The sequence below is a fragment of the Myxococcales bacterium genome (assembly GCA_016703425.1).
In the GTDB taxonomy this organism is placed as follows: Bacteria; Myxococcota_A; Polyangia; order Polyangiales; family Polyangiaceae; genus JADJCA01.
Genome location: JADJCA010000011.1, coordinates 478,980 through 496,200 on the forward strand (window position 1 = coordinate 478,980; position 17,221 = coordinate 496,200).

General features: G+C 68.2%; 18 protein-coding genes, 1 tRNA gene and 1 pseudogene. 9 read left to right on the forward strand and 11 right to left on the reverse strand.

Going from position 1 to position 17,221, the window contains the following annotated elements; translation table 11 throughout:
• Nucleotides 1-177: 177 nt before the first annotated feature.
• Complete coding sequence (locus IPG50_22875) at nucleotides 178-1,470, forward strand: ABC transporter ATP-binding protein (protein MBK6695027.1); 1,293 nt, start codon at nucleotides 178-180, stop codon at nucleotides 1,468-1,470.
• 175 nt (nucleotides 1,471-1,645) lie between these two features.
• On the opposite strand, the gene IPG50_22880 is transcribed toward IPG50_22875, so the two are convergent.
• Entirely contained in the window at nucleotides 1,646-2,269 is a 624-nt protein-coding gene (locus tag IPG50_22880) for a hypothetical protein (GenBank protein MBK6695028.1), read from the reverse strand.
• Nucleotides 2,270-2,464: 195 nt separating this feature from the next.
• On the opposite strand from IPG50_22880, the gene IPG50_22885 reads away from it, so the two are divergent.
• From IPG50_22885 to IPG50_22910, 6 genes are all read left to right on the forward strand, one after another.
• Nucleotides 2,465-3,352 (forward strand): site-specific DNA-methyltransferase, encoded by an 888-nt coding sequence (locus tag IPG50_22885; protein ID MBK6695029.1) that lies wholly within the window; start codon nucleotides 2,465-2,467, stop codon nucleotides 3,350-3,352.
• Nucleotides 3,349-3,774, forward strand: a complete 426-nt coding sequence (locus IPG50_22890) for an SEC-C domain-containing protein (protein ID MBK6695030.1) — start codon at nucleotides 3,349-3,351, stop codon at nucleotides 3,772-3,774. The genes IPG50_22885 and IPG50_22890 overlap by 4 nt, the downstream gene beginning before the upstream one ends.
• Nucleotides 3,775-3,841: 67 nt before the next feature.
• The gene (locus IPG50_22895) at nucleotides 3,842-4,882 is read left to right on the forward strand and encodes a hypothetical protein (protein MBK6695031.1); all 1,041 of its coding nucleotides are present in this window, start codon (nucleotides 3,842-3,844) and stop codon (nucleotides 4,880-4,882) included.
• A gap of 77 nt (nucleotides 4,883-4,959) precedes the next feature.
• Nucleotides 4,960-5,583: a metallophosphoesterase gene (locus IPG50_22900; GenBank protein MBK6695032.1), complete on the forward strand. Its 624-nt coding sequence runs from the start codon at nucleotides 4,960-4,962 to the stop codon at nucleotides 5,581-5,583.
• Nucleotides 5,584-5,664: 81 nt separating this feature from the next.
• On the forward strand, nucleotides 5,665-5,931 hold the full coding sequence (locus tag IPG50_22905) for a hypothetical protein (protein MBK6695033.1): 267 nt from the start codon (nucleotides 5,665-5,667) through the stop codon (nucleotides 5,929-5,931).
• Between the two features lie 173 nt (nucleotides 5,932-6,104).
• On the forward strand, nucleotides 6,105-6,836 hold the full coding sequence (locus IPG50_22910; protein MBK6695034.1) for a murein L,D-transpeptidase catalytic domain family protein: 732 nt from the start codon (nucleotides 6,105-6,107) through the stop codon (nucleotides 6,834-6,836).
• A 14-nt stretch (nucleotides 6,837-6,850) separates the two neighbouring features.
• Here IPG50_22910 and IPG50_22915 read toward each other — a convergent pair whose 3' ends face one another.
• From IPG50_22915 to IPG50_22945, 7 genes are all read right to left on the reverse strand, one after another.
• Nucleotides 6,851-7,921: a radical SAM protein gene (locus tag IPG50_22915; protein ID MBK6695035.1), complete on the reverse strand. Its 1,071-nt coding sequence runs from the start codon at nucleotides 7,919-7,921 to the stop codon at nucleotides 6,851-6,853.
• A gap of 145 nt (nucleotides 7,922-8,066) precedes the next feature.
• The gene (locus tag IPG50_22920) at nucleotides 8,067-8,978 is read right to left on the reverse strand and encodes a hypothetical protein (protein ID MBK6695036.1); all 912 of its coding nucleotides are present in this window, start codon (nucleotides 8,976-8,978) and stop codon (nucleotides 8,067-8,069) included.
• Nucleotides 8,979-9,164: 186 nt separating this feature from the next.
• Nucleotides 9,165-10,739 carry a phytanoyl-CoA dioxygenase family protein gene (locus tag IPG50_22925; GenBank protein MBK6695037.1) on the reverse strand — a complete coding sequence of 525 codons (1,575 nt, stop codon included), beginning with the start codon at nucleotides 10,737-10,739 and terminating at the stop codon, nucleotides 9,165-9,167.
• A 105-nt stretch (nucleotides 10,740-10,844) separates the two neighbouring features.
• Complete coding sequence (locus IPG50_22930; protein ID MBK6695038.1) at nucleotides 10,845-11,027, reverse strand: hypothetical protein; 183 nt, start codon at nucleotides 11,025-11,027, stop codon at nucleotides 10,845-10,847.
• On the reverse strand, nucleotides 11,024-11,293 hold the full coding sequence (locus tag IPG50_22935; protein ID MBK6695039.1) for a hypothetical protein: 270 nt from the start codon (nucleotides 11,291-11,293) through the stop codon (nucleotides 11,024-11,026). Before IPG50_22935 ends, IPG50_22930 begins: the two co-directional genes overlap by 4 nt.
• Before the next feature lie 118 nt (nucleotides 11,294-11,411).
• On the reverse strand, nucleotides 11,412-12,413 hold the full coding sequence (locus tag IPG50_22940) for a hypothetical protein (protein MBK6695040.1): 1,002 nt from the start codon (nucleotides 12,411-12,413) through the stop codon (nucleotides 11,412-11,414).
• A 33-nt stretch (nucleotides 12,414-12,446) separates the two neighbouring features.
• Nucleotides 12,447-13,247, reverse strand: coding sequence for a DUF1554 domain-containing protein (locus tag IPG50_22945; protein ID MBK6695041.1), 801 nt, complete (start codon nucleotides 13,245-13,247; stop codon nucleotides 12,447-12,449).
• A gap of 166 nt (nucleotides 13,248-13,413) precedes the next feature.
• Here IPG50_22945 and IPG50_22950 point away from each other — a divergent pair.
• Nucleotides 13,414-13,502: transfer RNA gene (locus tag IPG50_22950), tRNA-Ser, on the forward strand.
• A 512-nt stretch (nucleotides 13,503-14,014) separates the two neighbouring features.
• Here IPG50_22950 and IPG50_22955 read toward each other — a convergent pair.
• The 3 genes from IPG50_22955 to IPG50_22965 all read right to left on the reverse strand — a co-directional run bounded on the left by IPG50_22955 (nucleotide 14,015) and on the right by IPG50_22965 (nucleotide 16,176).
• Complete coding sequence (locus IPG50_22955) at nucleotides 14,015-14,584, reverse strand: hypothetical protein (protein MBK6695042.1); 570 nt, start codon at nucleotides 14,582-14,584, stop codon at nucleotides 14,015-14,017.
• Complete coding sequence (locus tag IPG50_22960; protein MBK6695043.1) at nucleotides 14,578-14,916, reverse strand: right-handed parallel beta-helix repeat-containing protein; 339 nt, start codon at nucleotides 14,914-14,916, stop codon at nucleotides 14,578-14,580. Before IPG50_22960 ends, IPG50_22955 begins: the two co-directional genes overlap by 7 nt.
• 711 nt (nucleotides 14,917-15,627) lie before the next feature.
• On the reverse strand, nucleotides 15,628-16,176 hold the full coding sequence (locus IPG50_22965) for a hypothetical protein (GenBank protein MBK6695044.1): 549 nt from the start codon (nucleotides 16,174-16,176) through the stop codon (nucleotides 15,628-15,630).
• 366 nt (nucleotides 16,177-16,542) lie between these two features.
• On the opposite strand from IPG50_22965, the pseudogene IPG50_22970 reads away from it, so the two are divergent.
• A pseudogene (locus IPG50_22970) lies at nucleotides 16,543-17,221 on the forward strand (sigma 54-interacting transcriptional regulator).

Below are 17,221 nucleotides of genomic sequence, written 5' to 3' on the forward strand. Positions count from 1 at the left end.
GCGCGCCTCGTATTACGTGGGCAAGCTCGTCGGCCTGTGGATCGTGGTGTGCACGATGATGCTCTTCACGCACGCCGTCATCTGGGGCGTGGCGCTGGCGCGCGGGTCGGCGACGGTGACGGAGATCGCCACATGGGGGCCGCGATTCTGGTTCGTCATGGTGCCCATCATGGCCGCATGGTCCGGCGTCGCGCAGCTCGTCGCGTCGCAGTTTCGCGTGCCGATCCTGGCGTTGCTCGTCACCTTCGCGACCTTCTTCGTGCTCTTCATCGTCTACGCCGTCGGCGAGCTCTCCACGGCGCTGCACTGGCTTATCTACCTCTATCCGAACGCCTACGATGCCTGGCTCCTGTCGCCGCACGTCGAGAAGGTGGCGCTCGGGACGCTCGTCTGTTTGGGCATCTCGGTCGCGACCGGCGCGGCCGGCGCGGCCTCGTTCTCGCGGAGGGATCTGTGAGCGCTTCGCAGACCGACAGCGCGAGCCCGCCGGCTTCCAAGAAGCCTCGCGCCACCGACGTGGCGGTTCGGCTCCGAAACCTGACCAAGCACTTTGGCAAGAAGGTCGCCGTCGACGGCGTTTCGCTGGAGATCGAGGCCGGCACGGTCTACGGCCTCATCGGTCCAAACGGCGCTGGCAAGACCACCACCTTCTCGATGATGGCAGGCTTCCTCGAGCCGACGGACGGCGCCGTGGAGGTCCTTGGGTATTCGCCTCGCGACGTCGCGGCGCTCAAGAGCCGCTTGGGCGTCTTGCCACAAGACGCCGTCTTGCCGCGTGACGAAGCCGTCGGCGAGTTTCTCGTGTACCTCGCCCGGCTCCAAGGCGCCGATTCCGCCGAGGCCACACGTGCCGCCAAGAGCGTGCTCGACGAGGTCGAAGGCAAGGATTGGTGGTCGCTCAAGGGCGGGCAGCTCTCCCACGGCATGGCGAAGCGCGTGCAGCTTGCATCGGCCCTCCTCGGTGATCCCGACGTGGTGCTCCTCGACGAGCCGACGGCGGGCCTCGATCCGAAACACGCCTTCGAGGTTCGTCAGCTCATCAAGGCGCGGCGTGGCCGCTGCACGATGATCATCTCGAGCCACAACCTGCACGAGCTGGAGGAGCTGTGCGATGCCGCTGCCATCCTCGACCTAGGCCGCCTCGTCGTGAGCGGCAGCATCGCGGAGCTCACGGCGCAGTCGGAGGAGATTCACGTGATGCTCTCGGCGACGCCCAAGGGCGCGCCCACGTACAAGGGACCGCTCGACGCGACGGTGCCGCTGGCCGAGCTCCGCGGCATCCCGCACGTGACGCGGGTGGAGCTCACGGAAGCGCACGAGCTGATTCTGCATCTCGAGCGCTCGCCGCAAGCCCCCGGACCCGAAGAGATCATCGGGCAGGCGCTGTGGGTGTTGCTGAACCACCAAATCCGCATCCGCGGCGTGTCCCTCGGCAAAGGCCTCGAACGCCGCGTGATGGATCTTGTTTAGTGGGGAGCTGGCGCTCCCCCTCCGCGCTTCGCGACGGCGGAGTCCTCCCCCAGCCTCAACGCGCCTCCGGCGGTTGCCGCCCGCGCGGCGCCCGCGGCGCCGTCGCGGGCGGCCGCCGGAGGCACCTGAACGAGGGCGCCTGGAACGGATTCCCTGCGCAGCGACCCTCAGCGACTTAACAGGCGATCGTCTCTGTGCGCTCGCTGGGGTCGAAGTCGTCGAATTCGGCGGCGAGGTCCCGGTAGACCGTGGCCAAGGAGCCAACGGCCAAGACCAGCGACGCTTCCAGTGGCGGCAGCTCGCTCGGGCTGTTGCCGGCCGGAGGCGGGATCGTCATGGTCGACAGGGGACGCGAGCGCGGTGCCTCGACGGTGCTGCCGGCGCGCAAGACGTGGCCTGCCGCCGCTTCCATGAGCAGCACTTCGGCGGCGTACGCGTCGGTGCTCGACGTCGTGGACACCATCGCGTAGCCGCCATCGAAGAGCCGGCGCACGAAGACCGCGCGCCCATCGACGTCGAAGGCCATGACGCTTCGGCCCGGCGCACTCGACGAGACCTCGGTGAGGATTCGGTAGGTCGCAAAGGCGCAAATCTGCTGCGTGCGGTGGAGCGCGAGGCAGACGCCTTCGGGATCGAACGTCGCGGCGAGCGCGACACCGCGAATGGCTGCGAGCTCGAGGAGCAAGAGCTCGCGCGACTCGCGCGCCGTTCGCCGTGCGTCACGGCGCGCGGGGGCTGGAACGACGCCCGACGCATGCACGTCGCCGTCGGCGCCGGTGATGGCCTCGCGCTCAAGCACGCTTCCCCTGTCTCCCCTCGGCCCCGTGACGTTCAAAGCGGGCGCGAGCTTATCCATATCGCCCGGTCCCCCAAACATGCGCGGCTCAACCGCCGCTTTTTTGTGGGGATAAAGTCGCGCCCGCGTCTCTCGTCGACGTCGGTCGGCGCGCCACGTAGAGTCGCCCGCGTGTCCGTTCCCGCGGCGAAAACAGCGGTGCGCCGCATCGTGCGGGGCGACAACTTGGAGGCGTTGGCCGCGCTTCCGCGCGCGTTCTCGCGCCTCGCCTACATCGACCCGCCCTTCAACACTGGGCGGGTGCAGAAGCGCGACCGCATGAAGGTCTCGAGCGCCGACGCCACCCCAGTCAACGCCAACGCCAACGCCAACGCGAAGGCCTCGCGCGTTGGCTTTCAAGGCCGTCGCTTCAACGTCGAGCGCGTCGTCTCCTCCACCTACCGCGACGCCTTCGAGGACTACGTTCCTTTCTTGATGGCGCGCATCGAAGCGGCGCTCCCGTGCCTGACGCCGGACGCGTCGCTCTTCGTTCACCTCGACGCGCGCGAGGTCCACTACGTCAAGGTCGCGCTCGACGCGCTCTTGGGCCGCGCGTCGTTCAAGAACGAGATCATCTGGGCCTACGACTACGGCGCTCGCTCGAAGGAGCGCTGGCCGGCCAAACACGACACGATCCTCTGGTACGTCCGTGATCCGAAGCGTTACGTCTTCGAGTACGACGCCATCGATCGAATCCCGTACATGGCGCCGAAGCTGGTGACGCCGGAGAAGGCGGCGCGCGGCAAGACGCCCACCGACGTCTGGTGGAACACCATCGTGCCGACGGCTGGGCGCGAAAAGACCGGGTACCCGACGCAGAAGCCGCTCGCGATCCTCGAACGCATCGTCAAGGTGCACTCGAAGCCCGGCGACGTCGTCCTCGATTTCTTCGCCGGCAGCGGCACGACGGGGGAGGCCGCCGCAAAACATGGTCGAGGCTTCGTGCTCGTCGACGAGAGTCTCGAGGCGTGCCGCGTGGCGGCTCGACGGCTCGCGGCCTATCGCCCGAAGCTCGAGGGCTTCAAGCTCCGCGCTGGGGCTTCATGAAGGCGCGACTTGGCCCCACGAAGCCGTGCCCCTGCCAGAGCGGTGTTCGCTACGAGGCTTGTTGTAGGCCGCTTCACACGGCGGACGCCTTGCCATCGTCGGCGGAAGCGCTCATGCGCTCGCGATTCGCGGCCTTCGTTCTCGGCGACGTCGACTACCTCGTCGCTACGCTCGCGCCCGAGCACGAGGACCTCGCGGCTCCACGCGCAGCGCTCGTGCAGACGCTCCGCGAGACCTGTCGGACCGCCCGCTTCATGGGGCTCACCATCGTGAGCGCGAACGAGTCCGGTGACGGGGCGTGGGTTCAATTTCGCGCGCGCGTGTTCTCCGGCGGCCAAGATCGCTCCTTCGAAGAGACGAGCGAGTTTCGGCGCGTGGACGGCGCGTGGCGGTACGTCGGCGCGCGCGCCGTCTCGGCTTGAGCCGCGGAATTTTTCAGTGGCGAAGGCCTCGGTGGCAGGACAGGCCGGGCGTGCTAGCCCGAGCGGAATGCGATCCGTCGTCGGGGCCTTGGGAAGCGTTCTAGCGTTGCTCTCGGTGGGTGTCGCGACAGCGTGCTCCTCCTCTGCCGAACCCGCGGCCCAGGTCATCGCGACCGCCGACGCAGGACCGATCGACGACGCGACCGCGGACGCGTCGGGCCCCGTTGCCTGCGATCCCTATGTCGCGAGGAGCCCCGTGCCGGAGGTTCAGATCGGCCCGACGGGCTTCGAGGCGGCGCTGCTCGCGGAGATCGGCGGGGCGAAGAAGAGCCTCGACATGATGGCCTTCGATGTCGGTCGCAAAGCGGTCCTCACGGCCCTCGTCGACGCGAAGAAGCGCGGCGTCGCCGTGCGGGTCGTCGCCGACAAAGGCCGCGCGAAGACGCTGCGCGGGGCGCTCGGCGCCGAGGCCGTTCACGACTCGTCGTTTCCCGCGGCGCATTCGAAGCTCCTGATCGTCGACGGCGCTCGCGCGCAGATCGGCAGCGGTGACCTCACGGACGTGGCCCTCGAGAAGCACCGCACCGCGGCCGTCGTCTTGAGCGACGCCGCTTCTCTCGGCGAGCTGAAGGCGCTCTTCGAGGCCGATTGGGGCGGCGCGCCATCGGCCCCCACGTCGTGCTCGCTCGTGGTGACGCCGGGCGACGCCGCCGCCCGCATCGCGCATCACATCGCGAGCGCGGAGACGGCGCTCGATGTTGAGGTCTTCACGGCCACCGAGCCGACGGTCGTCGCGGCCATCAAGGAGCGGGCCGGCGCTGGCGTGCGCGTGCGCGTTCTCTTGGCGGGCCCCGAGCTCGTGAAGCCCAACGAGGCGACCGGCGCCGAGCTCGTGGCGGCGGGCTGTGAGGTCCGCTTCTACCGTGACTTCGAGGTCCACGCGGGCCTCGTCGTCACCGACAAGGGCGCGCTCGTGGGCTCTCACGAGCTCGCCGTCGAGGCGTTCACGGCCAATCGTCACTTGTCCGCCGTCGTGACCGACGACGGACCGGTCAAGGCGCTGCGCGCCCAGTTCGACGCGGACTGGCCCAAGGGCGCCCTGCGGTAAGCGGGCCAGCCGCAGGTCCGGTTGAGGTGCGCGGCGCGCTGGCCACCGCGCGCAGCGTCATGACATCCTTCCGGACCATGGGTCTTCGCTCGCTCACGGTTCTTCTCGCGCCCGCTCTCGTCGTCGTCGCCGCCTGTTCGTCGTCGACTACGGCGTCTTCGTCCACGCCTTCCAACACCGACGCGGGCGTCGATGCCACCGTGGCTCGCGACGACGTGCGCTTCGTCGCGCTGGGCGACACGGGTAAGGGCAACGCAGGGCAAAAGGCCGTCGCCGCCGCGATGGCGACGAAGTGCGCCGCCAGCGGCTGCGACTTCGCCGTGCTCCTCGGCGACAACATCTACGAGTCGGGCATCAGCTCGCCCGACGATCCCGAGATGCAGTCCAAGTTCGAAGACATCTACGCGGCGCTCGACATGGACTTCCAGATCGTCCTCGGCAACCACGACTACGGCGGCCAAGGATACGGCAACGAGTTCGACAAGGCCGCGCACGAGGTCGCCTATTCGGCCAAATCGAAGAAATGGAAGCTGCCGGCGCCGCACTATCGCTTTCAGAAGACCCACGTCGACTTCTTCGTCCTCGACACCAACCTGATGATGTACGGCCGCGACGCGGCGCAGAAGACCGACGTGACCGGCTGGCTCGCCGAGAGCAACGCGCCGTGGAAGATCGCCCTCGGTCATCACCCCTACAAGTAGAACGGCCCGCACGGAAACGCGGGCACCTACGACGGCCTCTCAGACGGTTCGACGTTCTCGGGCAAGGGCGTCCAAACATTCATGGACGGCATCGTCTGCGGCAAGGTCGACTTGTATCTCTCGGCCCATGATCACTCGCTGCAGTGGCCGACCGACACTTGCAAGGGAACGGCGCTCGCGGTGTCCGGCGCGGGTGCGTCCCCGACGACGCTAAGTCCGAAGAACCCCACCAAGTTTGAGACGACGAAGCTCGGGTTCCTCTACGTCACGCTCACGAAGGCGTCGCTCACGGCGGAGTTCATCGACGAAACAGGCGCCTCGCTGCACACCGAGAAGCTATCCAAGTAGCCTCGTCGCGCCGCGTACTGTGAACTGCGCGTTCACGTCGCGCTGGGGAGACGCTGGGCGAGGGGGCGGCGAGACGCACGAGAGAAGCAGCGGGGCGGCGGCGCCATGCGAAGGTGACCTCCTGCTCCGGCGTGGCGCGACGCGCCAGCCTTGGGCCCCGTGGAGGCGTTCTCATGAAGCTTCGAGCGCTGCTGTTTGCATTGGCATTGCCGGTCTCTCTGGCGCTCGGCGGGTGCGCGGCCGACGCATCGGACGACGTCGACGACGCCGACGACGCCGACGGTGAGAGCGGCGAAGCGGCGCAGGAGCTGGTCTTGCGCGGGTACACGGAGCCGACGTCGGCGCACCGCGACGCCGCGCGCACGCGTTTCGCTCACGTCGATCCGAACGGCGTTGTGCCGCGGGCGCTGCTCGACAACGCGCTCGCGTTCGTCGTGGCCAACACGCAGCGCGTCAACCACGAGGACTACGTCGGCGTCATCGACTACGCGAAGCACTCGGGCAAGAAGCGCTTCTTCGTGGTCAACCTCGAGAGCGGCGCCGTCAGCGCGCACGTGGTGGCTCACGGCTCCGGCAGCGATCCGGGCAACTCGGGCTTCGCGAAGAGCTTTGGCAACGTGTCCGGGTCAAACCGCACGTCGCTCGGCTACTTCCTGACGGCCGAGACCTACTACGGTCGCGCCGGCTATTCGCTGCGGCTCGATGGTGTGTCGGACACCAACAGCCGCGCGCGCGGTCGCAACATCGTCATTCACGGCGCGTCGTACGTCGACTCGTGGCGCACCAAGCAGGGCCGCTCGTGGGGCTGCCCCGCCGTGCCCGAGGGTGAGCGCAACGACATCATCCGCAAGTTGCGCGACGGCCGCGTCATCTACGCGGAACGCTCTGACGTGATCGACGGCTGAGCAAGCAAGAGAGGTTAGTGCTTTGCCGCCGGCGGCTGGTACGAGCAGAGCGGATCTTCGGCCAGCGGATCGCCGGTCGCTGCGAAGGCGCGGGCGCGCGAGCCGCCGCAGACGGAGTGGAACGAGCAGATGCCGCACCGCCCACCGAAGTCGCCCGCGTGCCGGAGCGAGGTGAAGAGCGGCGCGTCGCGGTACATCTCGACGGGGTCGGCGGCGCGGACGTTGCCGGCGGAGAGCGGCAGGAAGCCGGACGGTGACACATCGCCGGTGTGCGAGATGAACATCACGCCGTTGCCGTCGCGGATGCCGAAGCCGCCGCGCATGGCGTTGGCCATAGGCAGGTGTTTGCGCTCGAGGACGATGCGCCGAAAGTGAGGCGCTTCCGTCGTGGTCACGATGGGAAAGCCGTCGCCGCGAGGCCGATCGGCAAGCCACTGAAGGACGCGCTCCGTCTCCTCCGCGTCGATCGGCGAGAGAACGGTGCCGCGGCCAACGCTCACCAAGAAGAAGAGACTCCATCGGGCCACGCCGAGCTGGCACGCGAGTGCATGAATGGCCTCCAGCTCGCCAAGGGTCTCCTTCGCGACGAGCGTGTTGACCTGCACCATGAGCTTCGCCTCGGCGGCAGCGCGCCCTGCCGCGAGGGTGCGCTCGAAACAACTGGGGACGCCGCGCATGGCGTCGTGCGATTGAGCGCTCGCTCCGTCGATGCTGAGTGAGATCGCGTCGACGCCGGCGTCCTTCAGCTTGTGAATAACCTCGGGGGTGAGCCGAGGCGTTGCGCTTGGCGACACCGAGACAGCGAGCCCGCGGGACCGCGCGTAGGCGATGAGGTCAAAGAGGTCGGCTCTTTCGAGCGGGTCGCCGCCGGTAAGCACCAGGTGCGGGCTCGGCTCACCAAAGGAGGCGAGCCGATCGATGAGCGAGCGGCCCTCCGTGGAGGACAACTCGTCGGGATCGCTGTTGGGCGACGCCTCGGCGCGGCAGTGGCGGCACGCGAGGCTGCAGGCGCGGGTCACCTCCCAGTAGATGCGCCGCGGGGCGCGACCGAAATCGAAGGCGTGGTCCGTGGACAAGCCGTGCATGGTGGGCGACCACGAGCAGGACCCGTACCAGGGAAAGATTGGGCCTCGGCGTTCTGCCGGGGCCCATTCTTGGGGGGCTATTGGGCCCGCTACGCGTGCGTCGCGAACGCGATGCGCTCGCGTGCGCGGATCTTGCGCGTGCCGCTCAGCGCTCCGGTGCGACGACCTTCACGCTGTTGGTGGGTGCGCCGTTCGCCAGGGAGAACTGGACCTTTGCGGAGTAGCTCGCCGGTGTGATGCGGCCGCTCGCGTCCTGCTGGTCCTTCTTTCCTTCAATGGCGAGCTCTGACGCCGACGTGAACTTCAGCGAATCGAGCGATGCGATGTTGAGGCCGAGATCGTAGGTCTTCACCTCAGGGAACGACATCAGCGACATGTACAGGTGATCGCCGTCCATCGCCGGATCGCCGCCCGCCACTTCGTACACGCGGGCCAGGACGCCCTCTCGCTCAATCTGCTTTATGCCGTAGACGCCACCCAAGAAGTTCGCGGCGGCGTCGGTCTGGGGCGTCACCGATTGCGTTCCGCCATGCGCCGCGGGGGCTTCCACCGACAACGTGGGCGCGACGCGGCCTGCCGTGAGCGAGTAGCGAATCGTAACCTGCCCGTCCTCCTTCTTCGTGTTCCCTTCGGCGTCGAGCGTGTCCCACGAGACCGACAAGCGAACGACGCCTGCCGACGGGACCTCGACCTTCGCGACCGTAGACACGTTGAGGCCCGTGTCCCATACGGTGTCGGATTCGTCGCCGCTGAGGCCGAGCCATAGGTAGTTGCCGTTCATCGCCGGATCGCCGCCGCCCATCTCGAAGACGCGAACGTCGAGCTCGTCGGGGCTTCCGACGTTGGTCACGTTCCAGAGGCTGGCGAGGTGCTGGTGTTCGGGCTTCGTCGACGCGAGCACATCCCTCGCGATCGGCGCTGCGGGGGGAGGCGGCGCATCGGTGGCGCGAACCTCGCTGCTCGCGGTCTCGTCGCCGCCCGACGATGCGGAACATCCACCGAGCATGAGCGCGGCCAGGACGAATGAAGAACCGACAAGGAAGTTGGAAAGGGACATGACGAAGCCTCCACGGGGAGCCTCAGCATCAAGCGCGCCGCGCGAAGGGCACCAATTTTTCGAGCAGACACCTCGGATTTGCGCGAACTGTGATCGCTCTCGGCCCGCGGACCCTTCGCAGCTCATGGATCGCACCGCGCCGCATTGGATCGGTTCGGTTCGCCGATTCCGGAGGTTCGCGCAGGCTTATTTCTCCGCCTCGTCGTCCTCGTCGTCGTCCCCACCGCCCGTCGCCGTTTCTCCGGCGACGGGGGTGAAGACCACGCGTCCGTCACCGTTCGATTCGGCGAGCGCTTGAGGGAGGGCTGCGTAGGCGTCGGGCACCGAGCCAAAGGTCCCGCGCGGCAGCGCCCCGAGCTCTTGGGCCGCCCAGACGTCGAACGGCACGAAGCCGCCGATGCGCGCGACGCCGTCCTCGAAAGAGAGGACGAGGACCGGGTATTCGCCCGCGTCGTCGGCGTTGCCGGCGTAGAGGCAGGCAGCCGGGGTCAGGTCGGCGCCGAAGAAGACGCAGTCCTCCGAGAGAAGTTCGTACGCTTCGGCGAACGCTGGAACGGCCGCTTCGCCGAACTGCTCTTCGACGACTTCTTCGAGCGACATGCCCTCGATCTCGAACTCATCCTCGTCGTATTCAATGCCAAGCCACGCGCCGTCGAAGCCGAGCAATTCCTTCATGCCCGGCGAAATTGGCTCGCCGTTGGGAAGCTTCAGCTTGCGCGCAACAGAGACGGGCTCCGGTTCGGCGATGAGGCCGCTCGCTCGCGCGCTCTCGATGGCCTTCTTGATGAGTTTGTTTCCCCGAAGCGCGGTGGGTTCTTTCTTGGCTGCCATGGTGGTCGGTAGCTTCTGCGCAGGTGTGGCAGGCGTCAACGCCGCGCGCGTTCCCCCCGCCCGGGGCCGCGCGCCCGGGCGCCCGCGGCGCCACGCGCTGCGCGGGGTTCGAGCAGCGACGGCCGCATCCCCGATCGAGCGTGTTCGGCTCTCGTCGTCGCGCGGAGAAGCGGGGAGCACACGGCAGGCTCCGGCGCCCGGGTAAAAGCGGCCGTTCGCGCCGGGCGCGGCGTAGCCGTTGATGAGCACGCGCCGCGGCGTCGTCGAATGGTTCGGCGTGCTGCCGTGGATCGCGTACGGGCCGAAGAGGAGCACATCGCCGGCGCGACCCGTGACGGGCACTGCACGCGACGCGTCGACCTCCGGACCGCGACCAGGGGCGCACGCGAGCCGCCCCCGTTCGTCGAGCTGGGCCGCGTCTTGCGGCAAGAACTCGAGCGGACCGTTCTCTTCGGTCATGTCGTCCACGAGGAGGATCGTTTGGACGTAAGACCCGCGACCGGTCACGTCGCGCCAGGTGTTGTTCCCTTTGTCCCGGTGCTGAATGTCTTGATGCCAATCAAACGCGACGCCGTCGTTGGGCATCTTGAAATGCGCTTGGCAGAGGAGTTGCTCGCAACACGGCGTGCCGAGGAGCTCGAGCGCCGGTTCGACGAGCCGCGAGTCCTCGCTCAAGCGCAGCAACGTCGGCTCGGCGCCGCCGGCCCAGACCACGCGCTGCACGACGACGGCGGCCGCGCCTCCCGTCGAAGCGCTCAGGACAAAGAACGCTCCTGCGTGATCGCCGGTCGCGCGAAGCGTCTGCGCCGTGGCGTACATGCGCTCGAAGGCGTGACGCGCGGGTCGCACTTCTTCTTCTGAGAAGAGACCGCGAAGAACGACAAAGCCGCCCTCGTTAAATGCTCGCCGCTCGTCGTCTGACAGCGCCATCGTGGACCTCCCAGGGTCGCTCCCAAGTGTAGCGGGCCGCCGGGCCGACCAAAACTTTCCGGCGTGGGCGACGGGGCGGCCGGTCCCTGCACGGGGCGCGCGCCGCTAACGCGGCAGCGAGAAGGCGCGCACGCTGTCGGCGCCGCTCTTGTGGCAGTCGATGCACACCGAGGGCTTGCCCGAATACTTCGAGGTGTCGTCGAAATATTCAGCCCAGAACCAGCCGTCTTTGCGCTTCTCCATGATCGCGATCAGCTCCAGGTCGCCGTCGTCCCAGCCATCTTTCACGATGACCGCGCCTCGGGCCACGCATCGAGCGCCTTGCCCGCAGCGAGCGCCTCTCGGACGACGGCGTTTACGTAGATGTCCACCTCGCTCGCGTGGGGCGACTCGGCCTTGCGGCGCGCCTCGTAGCCTGGGGCGCGGGTCCAACTGCGGTAGTTCTCGCCGCGCACGCGTCCGAGGAGGGCCGATGCTTCTTCTGGCGCTTGGTCGTCACCGCAGCCGACAGCGGCAAGGAAGAGGAGGCTCGTGGCAAGGTTGCGAAGGCTCATGATGCGCCTACGCCCGACGTGGTCATCGGTTACCGCGTTCGTTGAAGAACGTGTCCGACGGTGAGGGACTGTTGCGCGCCGCGGAACGGCGTGTTGCGCGTGCGACGTTGAGCGTCGATCACTTCTGGAGCGCAGGCCCTAGGGGCACCGAGACCACACGCGGCGCTCCGCCGTGCGGTGCCACCGAGACAAACACGCGACCCCGGTGGAGGGCCGGGCGCCCGAAGAGCTCCTCGTCGGCGGCGAGCACATGCCGCGTCGCGAAGCTGCCGCCCTCGTAACGCCGGAGGCCGTGCGCCGTGGTCGCCAAGACGACGCCGCCGTCGATGGCGAGCTCGCGAACGCTCGCCTCGTTGTCCAGCACCTCGGGCGGTCCTTGCTTCGAGGCGCGGAGCGCGAGCTTGTGCAACCAAAAGCGCGTATCGACCCAGAAGACGGCGCCGTCGTCGACGAAGAATTGGGCGATGTCCCAGACGGGCGCAAGCCACTCGCGAGCCCCCGTGGCGCGAGAGACGCGGACCACGCCGGGCTTCCCACCGTCGCTCATGCTGTCGGTGTAGAAGAACGCCTCGTCGATGCCGAGGAGGGTCGTCGGTTCGCCGAGAGAGCCGATCACGTCGACGCGGCCGCTCTTGGCGCGGTGGACTTCAGCGCCACTCTGCCAATAGACGGCGTCGCCGAGCCGGCAGAAGCGAATCGGTGCGAAGCCGTGCCTCGAGCGCTCCACCTCGATGGGCGCTCGTTCGCCTTTCCGCTGCGCGAAGATGACGCCGCCGGCGTCCCAGTAGAGGTGGCTCGAGTCCATCGTGAGCGCGAAGACGGTCTGAACGGGCTGCCGGTCGAGGCGCCCGCCGCGTCGCTCCACGGTGACGAGCTCGTAGCGAATGGCGACGCCCGCGCGGGGCGGCTCGCTCTCTTGGATGCCGTAGACGCGCTCGTCGTCGACCAACATCGCGTAGAGCGGGCGATCGAGGGTCGCGACGAGCTCGGTCGGCGAGGTTGGCGCGGGGGCTTTTGCTGTCGGCATGTCAGAGGTTCGCGGCGCTGCGCCGCATCCGAGCGCAGCGCTCGCGGCGACCGCCGCGACTGCGTAGGAAGCGATGAGCTGAAGCGAGAGCATCCGGCCCACGAGTCTACCGCCGCTGGGGTGCACTCACTGCTCGACGCAGTAGAACTCGTGGTTGGCGGGGCACGCGTCCAGGAGCTTCGCAAATGCGTCGACCTTGAGGCCGACGTAGCCACACCGACCCGTTCCGCCAGCGCCCGTGGTGTTGGACCAGTCCGCACAGTTTTGGTCGGTGAGCCAGGTTGGTCCGAGGCCCGTCCAAGCGAGCGTCGTTGAGCTCGCAACCGCGATCGCGTTGGTGAGGGGAGCGGTGAAGAGGCCAGCGGCGTCGGTCGTGCCGATCACGGTGCCGTCCGGGCGGCGGTATTCCGTGGCCGGCGAGAGCACCCAGTCGTCGTGCTCCGCGCCGCCCCCCGAACAGAAGTCGGTCGTGCACGCCGTCCGGGTGGCCCCCACCAGCAGAGCCTTCGCGAGCGCGACGCCGTCGGGCCGACTATCCTGGCAAGCGAGGTCGGCGCTCGCGATCGAGTTCCAGTTCGCCCGCGACGGAGGCTTGTGGAGGAAGATGACTTTGTAGGGCGTACCAATGTCCGCCTTGACGCCGGTGTCCTTCGCTAGAGCGTCCTGGACATTGGCGTCTTGGGACAGCGTGGCGTCGAACGAGCTCGCGTCGCCGCTCCCGCCGTCGGTAGCGCCGTCGGTCGGAGTGGTTGCACCATCGCCGCTGGCGGCGTCGGCCTGCGGCGCACCATCGCTGCCGAGCGCCGCTGCGTCGACGAGCTGGGCGCGGTCAGGCGTGTCGGCTACGTCGCCGGTGAGCAGGAGCTGGCAGCCGGCGGCCGCTGCTCCAAGCAACAGAATCGTTCGAAAGCCAAGTACGGTGCGCATCGCCCACCGCAGCGTTTACCACGTCCCCGCCGAGGGCCGCGCAAGGGTCGAAGGCCGAACGACGCGCGTTCGGGGGCCGACTGGCGAGCCCTCTCCCGTTGGCCTTTACCGCGCCCGCTTGATCGGTTAGCGTCCGCGCCCTTCAAATACTTAGCGTAAGGCCAGGGGAGAGGTGACCGAGTGGCCGAAGGTACCCGCTTGCTAAGCGGGCGTGGGGCTAAAACTCCACCGCGGGTTCGAATCCCGCCCTCTCCGCAACGATTCTCGCAGCGCTGCAGTCTTGCTCGGTCGGTGCAGTCGTCCCGACAGGATTCGAACCCGCGCGCGGGTCGAGGTACGAAGTGCAGCGCCCCATGCTCGTCGAGGGAGGCCGGTGAACGGAGCCTGCGCTGGAGCGGTGGGCGTGTGCAGCGGCCCCGCCCCCGTGAGCAGGCCCGTCGGCCCGGCGCCCGCGAGGCTGAGGCACGCCCCCGCGCTACCAGCCGCGCCGGCGCACGAGCCTGCTGGAGTGCTGCCGCAACAAGCGCGAAGGCCCAGCCGCTCCAGCCGCGATCGACCGAGCGACCCACCGTGCATCCATCGCTGGCCGACTCTGAGCCGCAGTCGTCGCCGGCGCACGTCGACGGTGAAGCCGCCGCACCCGCCGCCGCTCCAGCGCCTCCCGTTTCCGGCAGCGAGCGACCGCCGTCACTCCCGGGGGAGCTTCCATCAGGAAGCCGCGGGCTACCGCCTTCGCCCCCGGGGAGCTTCCGTCGGGCAGCGCCGGGCTACCGCTGTCGCTCGTCGGCGCGCCTCCATCCGGCAGCGGCAGCGCTCCCGCCGGGCCGATCAGCTCGGCGCCCGTGACGCCACGCGCCGGCAGGAATGATGTCGCTGGTGCTGCCGTTGCCGTTCAGGTCAGGATGTCCGCGCCCACCGTACGAGCCGGTGAGCCGGACTGGAGCCTGTACGTGACGGTGTCGATGAACAGCGGATCGCCGTTGATTCCGGCGGGGCTCCCGTTGTCCCGGTTGTGCGTCGCCTTCCAAGTGTTGAACGTGAGCTGCGCTCCGTTGAGGCTCCCAAACACGTCGAAGCCGAAGTACACGTTGTTGCTCGAAGGAGTGCCCACCGAACGTCGGCGCCTCACCGAGGTTCATCGCCTCGCTCAGCGAGCCGTAGAAGATGTTGTTGTGGACGCGAACGTTGTCCATCTCCGCCGACTGATTGTTGACGCTGTAGCCTGCGTCGTTCGGACGAGCGTTCGTCGAGATGATGGTGTTGTTGACGACGTCGATGTTGTCAGCCTGGCTCCCGCCGCCGAAGAGCCGAACGGCGACGTCGTTATCCTTCAGCACGTTCTGGAAGATCTTGCTTCCGGCGGCGGCGATCCGCGGAACGCGCCGGCCGTGGTGTTCTCGATCCAGTTTCTTCGGAACACGTTGTCGAGCTGGGGCCATCCGTCGCCCGCGTGATCGCCCTTGATGAAGACCCCCGTCGCCGTGCTCGAGATCTTGTTGAACTCGAACACCGAGTTCGCGGTGTCGTACAGCATGATTCCGGCGCAGTTGGTGCTCCAGTTGCACGTGACGTCGGAGAGCGTGTTGTGGGCGACGGTCACGCCGTTCGCCGCCTCTACACGTACGCCGTTGTAGTTGTCGCTCCAGGCTCGGTAGGTGCCCCGGATCACCGAGCGCAGGAGCTTCCGAACCGGTCGTCGCGTGGAGCACGACCGGCCCCGTGTCTGGGCAGCTCAGGCCCTGCGCGGTCTGCTCGTCGACCCGCACGTTGTCCCAGAGGATGTGATCTCTGCTGTCGACGCCGATCGTCGGCCCGACGTAACCGGCCGCGAGCTGAATGTTGACCACCCCCACGCCGAGGAACGTGATGGGAGCCCCGGCGGTTCCGCTGTTGGCCGGATTCAACGCGACCGCCCATCGAGCGCCACCGGCGCAGCTGGTCCGGGGTCCGAGGGTCGTATACGTGCCCGCTGCGATGGTCACGGTGTCTCCTGCCTGCGCCGCCTCGGCTGCGTTGCCCGCGTTCGGATTCGCGCTTCCCCACGCCGCTCGGCCGACCGTGCACCACGGCGCGTTCGCGCCGTTCGCCGCGTAGCCTGTGCTATCGGAGCACGGAGGGCTGCCCGAGTTGTTCACGTGGAGGGCTTTGGCTTCCGCCGGGAGCGAGGTCGTGAGAATCGCTCCGGCCAACGCCATCACCTCAACTGCCGCGAGAGTCCTGTGAGCCATGCGGAATCACCTCCAACGCAGCTCGGGTGCAGTTCCCGGACCGTCGCGTGCGGCGCAGCGCTGCGAGCGGACGGGCCGCCAGGGCGGGTTTTTCGCGATCGGGTCGATCGCGCCGCCGCGATCAGGTCGATCGCACCCGCTCAGACATGTCGTTAGCGCGCTGAAGCGTGGCTGACCGTCGGTCGGGTGACGAAGAGAACGCCCGCGAGCGCTGCCGTCGCGACGCCGACCACTAGCGCGACGTCGGCCACGACGGCGGCTCGGTCGGTCTTCTCGACATCCGACGGGTCGCAGAAGGGCTTGCACCCGGCGCGATCGAGGTCGTCGAGCCGGCCTTGTGCGTTGGCAGGCGAACAAAGGCGAACGTCCCGAAGGCGACGAGGGACACGCCACCGCCGCGTAGACCGGCCATGGCACCGGACGCTTCGAGGACCCTGGCCCGGCTCCGGGCCGGGCGGCTGCTGAGGCACCTCCGTCCCCCAAACCACTTGAACGGCGCGAGCCTTCTCTCCCGCGCTCAAGAGCACCTGACGCTCGGCCGTCTTGCCCTGCCAGCGCACAACGAGAGTGTGTTGCCCGGGATCGAGAGGCACGGGCATTCCGTCAAGTCGCTCGGCGACGAGGGCGCCGTCGGCGAGCACTTGCGCCTCGGTGAGATCCTGCTGGCCCGAGCGCGCATGAACGACGACCGATGGCATCATCGCGTCCACGTCCGCCAGCCACTGAGCGCAATCCGCGTGCATGACGGAAGGGCACGGTTCCCGCGAGCAGAGGAGCAGGTCCTGCCGCGCTGCGCGGAGCGAGCCTCGCTGCTTGCGCCGCTGCCCCTGCTCGTAGGCGGTGGCGCAAGAGTCTTGGTGCTGTCCTCGGCCTGGGCGGCGCTCGGCCCGGTCAACGACACAAGCACGAGGAGGCAGAGGCCGACGGGGCGAGCGCGAGCCATCGACGTGCCATCTTATCGCGGACGCCGCTGAAACGGGCCGTTTGATGGGGTGGGACCCGGGTGATATCTTCACGCCGATGAGCGCTTCGCCCTTGGACGAAGGGCCGTTCGGGGCGCATCCACGCTGCTCCAGCATCGGTTCGACCCGACGCCACCGCCGGACGTGTCGTTTCATGTTCGCCTGGAGGCGGGGCCAGACCTTCCAACCGGCGTGGTCATCACGTTGGACGATCGCTCGCCATCCCGCGTGCTCGTGGGCGAGCCCTTCCTGCGACGTCCGGCTTCGTGATCCGGCCGTCTCGCGGCGCCACGTGGCCCTCGAGCTTGCAGCAGCCGAGCTGCGAATCACCGACCTCGGCTCGACCAACGGCACGTTCGTCTCGGGCGTACGGATCGCCGACGCGTTTCTCCTCCGCGGTGGCGACGGGTTCCTGATCGGCGCAAGCCGCTTCCAGTTCACCAGGGCCCACCCTTGGACGCAGAGCTGCCGCTCACGACGCGCTTCAGGTGGGTCGTCGGGACGAGCCGCGAGATGCGGCGGCTCTATCCGCTCTGCGAGCGGCTCGCAGCGTCGTCGATCTCGGTCATCGTCGAAGGCGAGACCGGCACGGGCAAGGAAGCGCTGGCGCGCTCGCTCCATGACATGGGTGCGCGCGCCGAGGGCCCATTCGTCGTCTTCGACTGCACGGCGACGCCGTCGAACCTCATCGAAGCCGAGCTTTTCGGGCACGAAGGTGCGTTCACCGGTGCGGTTGCCCAGCGAAGGGGTCTTCGAGCAAGCCCACGGCGGAACCTTGCTCATC